Below are 12,042 nucleotides of genomic sequence, written 5' to 3' on the forward strand. Positions count from 1 at the left end.
ATCACTTAAAGCAACCAACTCAATTCCAAGTAACTGTTTTTCAACAAGTTTCTATCTGCATCACCGCCGATGGATGTGCATTATAGACCATTAACTTACCTTTGCAACCCCTTTTTTAATATTAGTGCAACAACAGTTCGCTTTTTAATCAAAAATGATAAAAATAGTCATTTTTTATATAAACATGGTTGTAAAAGCATCAATTTATCTAAAATTTTCTCGTCTTGATTCTTTTCTTGCCATCTAAGTGGACGACAATCAATATATTCACAGTATCCACCCTCTCCTTGCAAACACTGTTCATTCCAGCTTAATTGATATTGAAAGCTTCCCACATATCCAGCCGCCAAACCAAACTTATAGTCACCACGGCTTTGTGCATAAAGCTCAAAAATTATTTTCCCATTTTTCTCACATTGCCAAGAAAACTCCCTTGGCAAGTACATCTCTTTACCATTCGGTGTTTTAACCTTTGGATAAACTCGGTGGATATGTAAATTTACGTCTTCTGTAAAACTTTCAACAGGCTTCCCAAATTCTTGAATATCTAATCTTGAACATAGGATGATATTCCACTGATTTCTTATTTGTAAGAATGTAAGCTGCGTCGTTTCATTTAAGTTAATAATTTGGCATGTATAGAAACATAAAGATAAGAACGGCAAGTGCAAAGCCCGTGCGTGTTTAAATCGTCCCAACCCTTCAATTTCATATTTCTGTCCTTTATAAAAAATTTCACCTTCACATACACATAGTGTTGACCAATAGTCAGAAACACCCCACTGCAAAGCAGAGGCATTAGATATATTTTCTGGAATCTGAATCGTAAGATCACAGCCCATTTCTGGGTCTAATCGCTGAAGGCGAATCATGGGAATTTGCCATTGAATCAGGTCGGTTTTATCAAATTGATATAGCGCCGAATCAAACTGGCATTGGCGTCGAATAGAATATGTTTTTAAATGTCCCACACTATGTTGGCTATTACTTACAAGCACTGTTGCAGTGTCGATAGCTGAAGTTGTAATGCTGTGGGTGTTATAACATAGAGGAATACGTGGCTGTCCCACTAAACTAATATAATTAAAATAACGAAGTGGGGTTGGTAAATTAGGAAGGATCAAGCCTTGATAAACAATTTTAAAAAAGCCACGAGAAGGTTGATAAACAACCCCCTCTTTAACATTAGGGCCCAGCTGCTGTAATTGATTAATTTCACTTATCAACTTAGGCATACTGAACCTCTTCTATTTTATGTTTTTAGTGTTTCATTACTCTTGCGTGCAAATAAAGTCGTAACAAAACCAGATAGAGCATAGATAATTGAAACTGTCAAAATGCCCATTGGAATATTATAAGTGATTGCCGCAAAAATCAGTACTACTGGCAACATAACTACAAAAGGAACGCGTTTACGATCCATCTGTTTGAAAGAATAATATTTAATATTGGAAATCATGAGTAATCCCACAATTACCATAAGAACAGCATTAATAGTTTGAATCGCAATATCACGTAAATCAAAAATGAAAGGATAATCGCGAGCAACCCAAACGAGTGAAATAATGATAATAGCAGCGAGTGGACTTGCAATGCCGATAAAATAACGCTTATCAACAACGCCAATTTGCACATTAAAACGCGCTAGTCGGAAGGCTGCGCAGGCTGTATAAACAAAACAACAAGCTAAACCAATACGGCCTAAATCATGCAAACTCCAGCTATACATCAGCATTGCTGGAGCCACACCAAAAGCTAACAAGTCCGAGAGAGAATCATATTGTTCGCCAAAAGCGCTTTGTGCGCCAATTGCTCGAGCAACTCGACCATCTAAGCCATCTAATAGTGCTGCAATAAAAATGGCATAGATCGCTTGATTAAAATCCCCATTCATACTTGCAATGATGGAATAGAAACCGGACAACAGAGCAGCGGTTGTAATTAAGTTAGGCCAAAGATAAATACCTCGGCGCTTCACTTTTTGTCCTTCCGGATTATCTTCTTCTTCAACCACTTCAAATGTAATCCCATCAAATGAATGTTCATTATGAGTTAAATCTTGCTCTGGTTTAGGCGCATTTGTCATTATTTTCTATTCCAAACATGTGCATTGATTTAAGTTAACTGTTACTCACCTACCAACCAGCGAACAGCAGCATGACCACCAGTTTCTTGCATGCGAAGATGCGGGAATAACCACTGTAGTGCTTGGTCTGCTTGTTCAGAGAACTGCCAAGGTGGGTTAATCACCAATAGACCACAACCATTTAGACCTACAGGCGTGTCATCTGGCCACACACAAATTTCACAAACTAACTGACGGCGAATACCCGTTTTAAACATTTTCTTTTCAAAACGCTCAATCATCGCTCGATCTTTGATTGGATACCAAACTGCAAAAACGCCTGTTGGCCATTTTTTATGAGCTTGTTGTAAAAGTTCAACTAATTGCGGAAAGTCTTTACGTTCTAATTCGTAAGGAGGGTCGATCATAACCAGACCGCGCTTTTCTTTTGGCGGAATTACGCCAAGCAAGCCTTCATATGCATCGCGCTCATGTAAACCTGCACGTTTATCACGAATGTTATGACGTAATTGCTGAAATACGTCGCGCTGCATTTCAAATATAGTCGCCTTGTCGATTTCACGCATGCCTTGCAGAGCGAACCAAGGAGAACCTGGATAGCTTCCCTTACCTTCTTCAGAACGCAATTGTTCGACTAACTTCAAATATTGTTGGATTGCTTCAGGTGCCTGACGCTTTTCCATTTCAGATAGTTGAACTAGACGATGAATGCCTGTGAGAAATTCTCCAGACTTTTGTGCAGGTGCCAGAGATAAATCATATTTGCCGGCCCCTCCATGCGTATCGATATAACGATAAGGTTTATCTTTAGCATTTAAACGGTTGAGAAGCTGTAGCAAAAGCACATGCTTCATAACATCTGCAAAGTTGCCCGCATGGAAATGGTGACGGTAATTCATGTTGACTTTAATTCCTCAATTCAACAAATAGTTTAACATGAAAAAAATATTCTTTCGTAAGGTTGTGATCATCTAAAATAGAGCTGCTTGATATTTTTACGATCTACTCGAGGTTATATGCACTCTCATTCACTTCCTGATTCATGGAATTTGGATCAAATTTTAGATGATTTAAATGCGCATGGCTTTGCCATTATAAATCAAGCATATCCAGATCAATATCGCGCACAGGTTTCTCAAGAATGCAGCCATCATATGGATGAGTTTAGAGAAGCAGGCATTCAAAACGGCGTTGTAAGTAATATTCGTAGTGACCATATTCTCTGGATTAACGATCAACTTCCTATTGCTCAGCAACATATTGAAACCTTAACTTTATTCTCACAAAGTCTAAATCAAGCATTCTATTTAGGGATTAAAGAGGTTGAAGCTCATTTTGCTCGTTATAATTTGGGTGAATTTTATGCTTTACATCGAGACAATCCTCAACAAAAAAATGATCGTATTATCTCAACTGTCTATTATCTACATCCAGAATGGCAAGAAGATTGGGGTGGACAACTACGACTGCAAGATAAAAATGAGAAATGGCATATTGTTAATCCCGAACCCAATCGACTGGTAATATTCCAAAGCGATTTACTACATGAAGTATTAATTTCAAAACAACAAAGACTTTCTATTACAGCTTGGCTTCGTAGTGGAAATTCTATTTGGGTTTAAAGGTTACTCTTTAAATTTGGTAAATGAACCCGATATAAAAGCTATTGATTAAAAAAGGTGATGGCGTATGTCTATTGAAAGTAAAACAATTGTGAACCGAATTGGTGAAACAGACCAACTTTATTTGACTGAAAATACGCCTGAGCTTGCTTTAGAGCGTGCTGAGTTACGCATGCAACTTGTAATATTAAGTCGTGTTCGCCAAGAACAACTTCATTTTTTACAAGAAGCTATTGTTCTGCTTGAACAAGCTCGCATGGAATATGAAGAAATGCCATTGAGCTTATACCTTAATTTGTCTTTACACTTAGCCAAAGCGTATATGCTTTATTTTGAACTAAACAAAGAAAAACGTTTTGCGCTGATTACTCAACAAATTTTGAAGCCATTAGCACATCATGAACATGCTGATATCTATTTCTTCTTGGCATATGCGTCAGCAGCACGACAAGAGTCAGCATTAACACGACATTGGTTAACTAAATATTTATCAACGTCTACATGTGATCTTGAATTGCTTCATGGCCAACCTGTATTTGACCTTGTACGTCATGAGCCATGGTATAAAGATAAATTAAAAGTAAAAACACATTAAACTCTTCATGTAATAAAGCCTGTTTTACATATTACTTGTAAAATAGGCTTTATTTTTTTGAAATTATTTTTTCACACTGTCTTCATGTAGTTGTTCATTAAGTTCATCAATAACCACAATCCACTCATCATCTTTTTCCCAATGACTCTTCAAAAAATCGCTTTGACCTTTTGACCAAAAAGATGCTTCATGTAATTTTTGCTCGGCTGGCAATTGATGTGTTTTGATAAAGTTTTCAATACTTGCTTCATCAGAATCTAAACCCAACTGATCAAATAAAAGCTCTAAAGTCGGTTGCTGTTCAAACATTGTTATTCTCCTATAACTTCTTTTAAATCATCTATTAACTAATCTAACAATAAAACGTTTTTACTTGCATGATAGTGTCTATATTTTCTTGTTGCTTTTTGTGTTTGCTTTTTCAGGATTCAATAAAAAAGCACTCTAAAGAGTGCTTTTTTTAACTCATCAAGCTGATGAATTATTTTACCATGTCAGCAATTGCTGCACGTTCTTCTTCAAGCTCGTTTAGAGTGAAGTTGATACGCTCACGGCTGAATTCATCGATTTCTAAACCTTGAACGATTTTGTATTCACCGTTTTCAGTTGTAACAGGGAAACCGAACATAACGCCTTCAGGAATACCATAAGAACCATCAGATGGAATACCCATAGTTACCCATTTGCCGTTTGTACCAAGCGCCCAGTCACGCATATGGTCAATTGCAGCGTTAGCAGCAGAAGCAGCAGAAGACAAACCACGCGCTTCGATGATCGCAGCACCACGTTTACCAACAGTTGGAAGGAATACGTCTTTGTTCCAAGCTGGATCGTTGATTTTGTCTTTTAAGCTTTCGCCATTTGCAGTTGCAAAACGGTAGTCAGCATACATTGTTGGAGAGTGGTTGCCCCAAACTGTTAAGTTTTCGATGTCAGCAACTGCAACACCAGCTTTTTGAGCAACTTGAGTCAACGCGCGGTTGTGGTCAAGACGCAACATAGCTGTGAAGTTTTTCGCTGGAAGATCTGGAGCAGATTTCATTGCGATGTAAGCGTTAGTGTTTGCAGGGTTACCTACAACTAATACTTTAACGTTACGGCTAGCAACTTCGTTTAATGCTTGACCTTGGCCGATGAAAATTTCACCGTTAACTTTTAACAAGTCAGCACGTTCCATACCAGGACCACGTGGACGAGAACCTACCAACAATGCGTAGTCAGCATCTTTAAATGCAACTTTCGGATCATCAGTCCCGATCATGCCAGCCAATAAAGGGAAAGCACAGTCATCAAGTTCCATCATTACGCCTTTAAGCGCTTGTTGTGCTTTTTCAACTGGAACTTCAAGCAATTGTAAAATAACAGGTTGATCTTTACCTAACATTTCACCGCTTGCGATACGGAATAATAAGCTGTAACCAATTTGACCTGCAGCGCCAGTCACGGCAACACGAACGGGTTGCTTCATGTAATTGTCTCCAATGAGTGTCCTTAATCGGGCTAAATAGGAATTCCATCTAACCAAATCATCATAAACGGCAAAGATTGTACTCTAAAGATTTGGCAGATGCATGTAAAAGCGACTCGTTTTCACCAAAAGTCTGATAGAAAATACAAATTAATCTTTACAAATAGATTCAATGTATGGTCAGCATTTCCTTACGAAATGTTCGTAAATTTTAATAACTACCTTTAATCATGATTTCACCAGGGCAATTCGATACCACATGATTTGCACACTGTTTATATTGGCCCTTTACCGTGTAACAAACTTTCACTTCCGTTAAGACCACATCCGAACGTGATAATTGACAACTAAAACGGATACCATTTTGAGGTAAGCTCGGATTAAGACGTACAAACTGCTGTCTTAACGCGGATTGCTGCATTTCAACATTTGTTGAACTTGTGAGACTAGCCGGAATTTTTAAACGTTCAGCAAAATTAATAACCGTACGGAAATATTGGCTTGCATTCATAGGAACGCATCCGCCTACACTTTTCCATAGCTGTACACGAGCATTATTATCAGGCATAACCCGAGCCACGACTTTGGCTTGCAATGGAGACAAGGTTGCAGAACTTTCTGTTGAGCAGTTACTTTGGTTTGTTTCCGGCATGAGGCCTGTAATTGTCAGTGAATATCCTTCAAGACATTTACGTTGTTTTTGTTTAGAGGGATCTAATGCACATGCGGCAGGTGTCATTTGCACATGCATAACATACCCTTGTAAATTAACAGGTTCGGCATGTAAAACGGAACTCATCAACCCTACTCCCGCACAGATGAGCCACCATGCAAGTTGCAAAATTGAACGAAGTTCCAAATATCTATATTTCATTTAATTAAAACTTGAATATGCCAATTAAAAGAAGATCCATCATCAACCACCTTAAAGTTAAGGCGACGTACGCATTGGAATGACTTTCATACGCTGCGATAACGACTGGGCGCCTTGACCCAATATTACGCCGTAATGTGTTGCATTCGTCATAACGTGCTTGACATAGTCTCTGGTTTCTAACAATGGAATTGTCTCAGTATATTGGTCAGCCGAAATTGATTGATAGTCCGGCTGCCAACGTCTAGCCCGATTAGGCCCTGCATTATAACCTGCTGTCGCCAAAACAGGGTTATTGCTTAATTGTCCCTGAATCATCGACAAATAAAATGTTCCATATCGAATATTGGTATTCATTTCATTTAATGCAGCCGGATTATAAGTTTCACCCATTTGACGTGCAATCAACTTCGCTGTATCAGGCATAATTTGCATAAGACCACCCGCCCCAACGTGAGAACGCGCAGAAGTTACAAACCGACTTTCTTGACGCATTAAACCATAAGCCCATGCAGGATCAATTCCTGCATTGTAACTATGACTTACGACATTAGTCTTATGAGGAGTCACGTAGCGATAAGTATCATTATGCTTATTTGTTGTACGATCTGCTGCATAAATTGCACGGTCATACCACCCCATGTCATGAGCACGCTTTGCCGCAGCTAAAAGTAAACCGTCATCATGCTGAAGATACGCTTGACGAACTGCCCAATTCCACTCTCGATTCGTATAAGTTGGATTTGCATTAATACGTCTTAAAGTAAAAGCACGATTAAAGTGAATGTTCTGATCTAAACGTCTTAAATCACTTGCCGTTGGCTGATCATCATAAGGTTGGTGGTTATAACGCTCACCTAAACGATCTTTTGCTAAAAGGTTATGATAGTCATCACCAGCCTGAGCTAGTTTTCTATAAATTTGTTGTGCTGTTGCTTTAGAAGCACTATCACCACGCTGTTCTGACGCACGAGCAAGCCAATATTGCCAACGGTCTTCTTGTTTTTGGGTTACCGTCATACTATCAATAGCGCGAATTAAACTTTCCCACGCCCCAAAACGAATCGCCTGACGCGCATAAATTTCGGCTTCTTCTGGACTTAATGGATAACCATAACTTGCATCAAAGTATTGAAGAACTTCACGATTAAAATTATTTTTCATTACCGTGGTGCCACCAATATAGGCTACCGTACGATATAAATATTTTTGTACATTTTGTGGCGTACCTTGGGCAACACGCTGCACATTTGAAAAAGCATTACTTAAGTCATTATTAGCTAAACGCCCTAACGCAAAAATCAAATACGCATAATCTGCATCATTTGTCTTAGGCGCACTCCATAAATAATTAAGCGGGTTGGCCTGAATTTGGTTAAGCTGAGCCAAAGACAAATTCAAACCCAGAGTCTGTGCTGTCGCGAGCGCCTGTCCCGACAAACCTGCACGGAATTGTACCCATAGACGCTGTTGTTTATCTTGTGCGCTCATTAAAGGGCTAGATAACATCATGCGCCCTAAACCTAAACAAGATTCTGGTTGTGACTCAGTTGCTAACCAAACATCTTTATATTCAGCAAAAACTAATGCATCACCGCTTTTCGCCCGCACCTGTGCCAAAGCACAATTTTCGGCTTGGTCAGGGTTGGTAACATAAGATAAGACGGGTTGAGCAGATGCAAAGTCAGCTTGTTTAACTTTTTCTTCAACATAATCGGCTGCTAATTTTTCAGCCATTGCTGATTGTGGATAGCGTTGAGCAAAGCTTACGATAGAGGCAGTAGGTTGAAAGCCAAGGTTTGTATTAAGTTTCCAATATTCTGGATAGTATCCCAACACATCATTTTGCATAGCAAGCTGATATTGGTCTAATAACGCGGTATTACCACTATTTGCAGCATTTAGTGCATCGTTAAACTGCTCTTCGGCAGCATAGGTAAATGAACAACCAAGTAAACACATAGCTCCTAACCAGCTACGATGCATATATTTATTTTTCATTACACGACTATGGATTGATGAGCTCTTTCTACTTGGTCTCATATATATGCTAAACCCTGACTATTCACCTTCAATGCATAGTTTAATTATTCTTCGTGCTTTCTTTTGTTGTGTTATGTAACTCTATGATTCAACATCATTAAAATTCACCTAATTTACTTCACAAAAACTGTGTCATGTTCTGAAAGTTTACTGTTATCGGTTCAGCTCAAATACTGCTATAATAGATGGTTTGACCCATTTTGGGCCAATTTATTCTTTTTTAGATCGATCTGTTAGGAGCCTGCATGACGGTTCAAACCTTCATTCCCAATGGTGCCAAAGCTGCCTCAGAAAACACTGTTACCCAGCCAACGCACACCACTGATGTTTCAATAAAAAAACTTTATATTGAAACTCAAGGGTGTCAGATGAATGAGTATGACAGTCACCGTATGGCAGACCTTTTAGGGGATTCTCACGGCTACGTTTTAACGACCAACCCTAATGAAGCAGACATTCTGCTCATGAATACGTGTTCTATTCGTGAAAAAGCGCAGGAAAAAGTATTTAGTGAGTTAGGTCGCTGGCGCAAACTAAAAGACAAAAACCCTGATCTTGTGATTGGTGTGGGTGGGTGTGTTGCGTCTCAAGAAGGTGACAACATTCAAAAACGTGCGCCTTATGTAGACATGATTTTTGGTCCACAAACATTACACCGTTTACCGCAAATGCTTGATCAACATAATGCTCAAGTAGAAAAACCTAAAAAAGATAAAATCAAACTGGTTGATATTTCTTTCCCAGATATTGAAAAATTCGACTTCTTGCCCGAACCACGTGTAGAAGGCTTTAAAGCATTCGTTTCTATTATGGAAGGCTGCTCTAAATACTGTTCTTTCTGTGTAGTTCCCTACACACGCGGTGAAGAAGTTTCTCGTCCATTAGATGATGTACTTGCAGAAATTGCAGGTCTTGCGGAAAAAGGTGTCCGTGAAATTTCACTTCTGGGTCAGAATGTAAATGGATATCGCGGAGAAACCTTTGAAGGTGGTATCTGTACCTTCCCTGAATTGTTACGACTCGTTGCAGAAATTCCGGGTATCGGCCGTTTACGTTATACAACATCGCATCCACTTGAGTTCTCTGACGAGCTAATTCAGTGTTACGAAGATTTGCCTCAAATGGTGTCACATTTACACTTGCCTGTTCAAAGTGGATCTAATGATGTTTTACAGGCAATGAAACGAAATCATACGATTGATGTTTATATCGACAAGATTACCAAATTAAGAAAAATACGTCCTGATATGCACTTATCGAGTGACTTTATTATTGGTTTTCCTGGTGAAACTGATGAAAACTTCGCCGAAACACTTCAATTTATCAAAGACTTAGATTTTGATCACTCATATAGTTTTGTGTATTCAAAACGTCCGGGTACACCTGCATCAGACTTACCTGATACTACGCCTGAGCACGTTAAGAAAGAGCGTTTAGCTCAAGTTCAAAAAGTGATTAAACAGTCTAGCATTGAAAAAACTGATGCAATGCTTGGCAAAATTGAACGTGTTCTTATTGAAAAAGTTTCGGACCAAGACCCTAATATTTTACTAGGTACAGCCGATAATACACGTCTAGTCACTTTTGTCGGTGATGCTTCTTGGGTAGGTCGTTTTGCAGAGATCGAGATTACTGAAATTAAAACTTTAAATTTAGTTTACGGTGAGCTCTTGAATCTTGAGCCTGACGTGGCGTAATGTAGAGGTATTCTAAAGTCTACTGAAAGGTTTTCTCTTGACTGCAGCGATTCGACGTACCGTAACATTTCCTGAAATTTCAATGGAACGTTTAAAGAGCATCTTGGGTGCCTATAATGGGCACCTTAAGCAAATTGAACAGCGTTTAGATGTCAAAATTACTCATCGTGGAGATGTTTTTCATATCGATGGTGAGATAGATGCTGTTGGGAGAGCCGAAGCATTATTGCAACGACTCTACGAAGAGTCTGAGGTATCCCAACAAATCAGTGCGGATTTGTTGCATCTGTTAATTCAATCTTCTCAAACTGAACGTAATTTCGAGTTAGTTGGAGAAGAAATGGATGAACATGATGCACCAATGGATGTCTATTTCCAGACTAGAAAAGGTCGTATTAACCCACGTGGTGCTAATCAAAAACGCTACGTACAGCGTATTTTGCAAAGCGATATTTCTTTTGGTGTTGGCCCTGCGGGTACAGGTAAAACCTATTTAGCAGTTGCCGCCGCAGTAGATATGCTCGAACGTAACGAAATTCAGCGTATTTTACTTGTACGTCCTGCTGTAGAAGCTGGAGAAAAGCTAGGTTTCTTACCGGGTGATTTAACTCAGAAAATCGACCCATACCTACGCCCTCTTTACGACGCTCTTTACGAAATGCTTGGCTTTGAAAAAGTTGCCAAGTTAATCGAGCGTCAAGTGATTGAAGTTGCACCTCTTGCCTATATGCGTGGCCGCACACTTAACCATTCATTTGTAATTTTGGATGAAGCTCAAAACACAACGCCTGAACAAATGAAAATGTTCTTGACCCGTTTAGGTTTTGGTTCTCGTGCAGTGATTACAGGTGATATTACCCAAGTAGATTTACCTCGAGGCCAACAATCTGGTTTGGCACATGCACTACGTGTACTCGAGAACATTAAAGAAATTCATATTACCCGTTTCCATTCCCGTGACGTTGTACGTCATCAACTTGTTCAAAAAATTGTTGAAGCGTATGAAGGTTGGGATGGTGAACAACAGCGTCTTAATGCTGAAGCACGTGCTGAACGCAAAGCACGTCAAGAAGCATTAGTTGCTGAAAACGATACAGCAGCAGACTTGCAACACCAGGATGCTTAAGGATTCATTTTGAAAATCAGTTTAAGTTTACAACAAGACTTTCAATCACCTGAGTTAGAGCTCAAACGAGCTCAACTCAAAAAAATTATTGAGACCACTTTACGCCACATTGGTTATAAGGAAGATTGTGAAATTGGGGTTGCTTGCGTTGATCTGGACGAAAGTCAGCAACTCAATTTGCAATACCGAGAAAAAGATAAACCAACTAATGTTTTATCTTTTCCAAGTGATATTCCCGAAGAAGTTCTACCAATGCTAGATGCCTTACCATTGGGTGATTTAGTTATTTGTATTCCAGTAGTATTACAAGAAGCATTAGAACAGAAAAAAACTGCCCAAAATCATTTTGCACATCTGTTAGTACATGGTGTTTTACATTTGCTTGGTTATGACCATGAAACCAGTGATGAAGATGCAGAAGAAATGGAAGGCTTAGAAATTGAAATTTTAGCAAAACTCAATATTTCAAATCCTTATCAGGAATAATGCGATGATTCTTAAAATGTGGATATCCTAAAAGTTATCCACATT

Annotated in this window: 11 protein-coding genes and 1 pseudogene; 5 read left to right on the forward strand and 7 right to left on the reverse strand. The window is 39.0% G+C overall.

Annotated elements, in window-relative coordinates:
• Positions 1–148 precede the first annotated feature (148 nt).
• From ACTJJH_RS04135 to ACTJJH_RS04145, 3 genes and pseudogenes are all read right to left on the reverse strand, one after another.
• Positions 149–1,235: pseudogene (locus ACTJJH_RS04135) on the reverse strand (DUF6670 family protein).
• Between the two features lie 17 nt (positions 1,236–1,252).
• Positions 1,253–2,086: a CDP-diacylglycerol--serine O-phosphatidyltransferase gene (gene pssA, locus ACTJJH_RS04140; RefSeq protein ID WP_002119541.1), complete on the reverse strand. Its 834-nt coding sequence runs from the start codon at positions 2,084–2,086 to the stop codon at positions 1,253–1,255.
• 41 nt (positions 2,087–2,127) lie between these two features.
• Positions 2,128–2,985 carry a 23S rRNA (adenine(2030)-N(6))-methyltransferase RlmJ gene (locus ACTJJH_RS04145; protein ID WP_069036678.1) on the reverse strand — a complete coding sequence of 286 codons (858 nt, stop codon included), beginning with the start codon at positions 2,983–2,985 and terminating at the stop codon, positions 2,128–2,130.
• 117 nt (positions 2,986–3,102) lie between these two features.
• Here ACTJJH_RS04145 and ACTJJH_RS04150 point away from each other — a divergent pair, with 117 nt between their 5' ends.
• Both ACTJJH_RS04150 and ACTJJH_RS04155 read left to right on the forward strand, forming a co-directional pair.
• Positions 3,103–3,708 (forward strand): 2OG-Fe(II) oxygenase, encoded by a 606-nt coding sequence (locus tag ACTJJH_RS04150; protein ID WP_017386964.1) that lies wholly within the window; start codon positions 3,103–3,105, stop codon positions 3,706–3,708.
• A 67-nt stretch (positions 3,709–3,775) separates the two neighbouring features.
• Positions 3,776–4,303, forward strand: coding sequence for a hypothetical protein (locus ACTJJH_RS04155; RefSeq protein ID WP_032038733.1), 528 nt, complete (start codon positions 3,776–3,778; stop codon positions 4,301–4,303).
• A 63-nt stretch (positions 4,304–4,366) separates the two neighbouring features.
• Here ACTJJH_RS04155 and ACTJJH_RS04160 read toward each other — a convergent pair whose 3' ends face one another.
• The 4 genes from ACTJJH_RS04160 to ACTJJH_RS04175 form a co-directional block, all read right to left on the reverse strand.
• Positions 4,367–4,612, reverse strand: coding sequence for a DUF2789 family protein (locus ACTJJH_RS04160; RefSeq protein ID WP_002119522.1), 246 nt, complete (start codon positions 4,610–4,612; stop codon positions 4,367–4,369).
• A 172-nt stretch (positions 4,613–4,784) separates the two neighbouring features.
• Positions 4,785–5,771, reverse strand: a complete 987-nt coding sequence (locus ACTJJH_RS04165; RefSeq protein WP_002119517.1) for a malate dehydrogenase — start codon at positions 5,769–5,771, stop codon at positions 4,785–4,787.
• A 211-nt stretch (positions 5,772–5,982) separates the two neighbouring features.
• The gene (locus ACTJJH_RS04170) at positions 5,983–6,645 is read right to left on the reverse strand and encodes a ribonuclease T2 family protein (RefSeq protein ID WP_336017248.1); all 663 of its coding nucleotides are present in this window, start codon (positions 6,643–6,645) and stop codon (positions 5,983–5,985) included.
• A gap of 57 nt (positions 6,646–6,702) precedes the next feature.
• Entirely contained in the window at positions 6,703–8,646 is a 1,944-nt protein-coding gene (locus ACTJJH_RS04175) for a transglycosylase SLT domain-containing protein (protein ID WP_440600787.1), read from the reverse strand.
• 287 nt (positions 8,647–8,933) lie between these two features.
• Between ACTJJH_RS04175 and miaB the strand changes: the two genes are divergently transcribed.
• Genes miaB through ybeY form a run of 3 tightly spaced genes read left to right on the forward strand, consistent with a single transcriptional unit; the run spans position 8,934 to position 11,997 of the window.
• Positions 8,934–10,385, forward strand: coding sequence for a tRNA (N6-isopentenyl adenosine(37)-C2)-methylthiotransferase MiaB (gene miaB, locus ACTJJH_RS04180; protein ID WP_304594715.1), 1,452 nt, complete (start codon positions 8,934–8,936; stop codon positions 10,383–10,385).
• 37 nt (positions 10,386–10,422) lie between these two features.
• Positions 10,423–11,511, forward strand: a complete 1,089-nt coding sequence (locus ACTJJH_RS04185; protein ID WP_002119513.1) for a PhoH family protein — start codon at positions 10,423–10,425, stop codon at positions 11,509–11,511.
• A 9-nt stretch (positions 11,512–11,520) separates the two neighbouring features.
• The gene (gene ybeY / locus ACTJJH_RS04190; RefSeq protein WP_017386968.1) at positions 11,521–11,997 is read left to right on the forward strand and encodes an rRNA maturation RNase YbeY; all 477 of its coding nucleotides are present in this window, start codon (positions 11,521–11,523) and stop codon (positions 11,995–11,997) included.
• Positions 11,998–12,042 lie beyond the last annotated feature (45 nt).

It is taken from the genome of Acinetobacter sp. 22301 (assembly GCF_052045285.1).
Lineage (GTDB): Bacteria > Pseudomonadota > Gammaproteobacteria > Pseudomonadales > Moraxellaceae > Acinetobacter > Acinetobacter pittii.

Coding starts and splice junctions, on each gene's coding strand:
- pssA (WP_002119541.1), bottom strand. CDS start 2,086: ATGACAAATGCGCCTAAACCAGAGCAAGATTTAACTCATAATGAACAT.
- ACTJJH_RS04145 (WP_069036678.1), bottom strand. CDS start 2,985: ATGAATTACCGTCACCATTTCCATGCGGGCAACTTTGCAGATGTTATG.
- ACTJJH_RS04150 (WP_017386964.1), top strand. CDS start 3,103: ATGCACTCTCATTCACTTCCTGATTCATGGAATTTGGATCAAATTTTA.
- ACTJJH_RS04155 (WP_032038733.1), top strand. CDS start 3,776: ATGTCTATTGAAAGTAAAACAATTGTGAACCGAATTGGTGAAACAGAC.
- ACTJJH_RS04160 (WP_002119522.1), bottom strand. CDS start 4,612: ATGTTTGAACAGCAACCGACTTTAGAGCTTTTATTTGATCAGTTGGGT.
- ACTJJH_RS04165 (WP_002119517.1), bottom strand. CDS start 5,771: ATGAAGCAACCCGTTCGTGTTGCCGTGACTGGCGCTGCAGGTCAAATT.
- ACTJJH_RS04170 (WP_336017248.1), bottom strand. CDS start 6,645: ATGAAATATAGATATTTGGAACTTCGTTCAATTTTGCAACTTGCATGG.
- ACTJJH_RS04175 (WP_440600787.1), bottom strand. CDS start 8,646: ATGAAAAATAAATATATGCATCGTAGCTGGTTAGGAGCTATGTGTTTA.
- miaB (WP_304594715.1), top strand. CDS start 8,934: ATGACGGTTCAAACCTTCATTCCCAATGGTGCCAAAGCTGCCTCAGAA.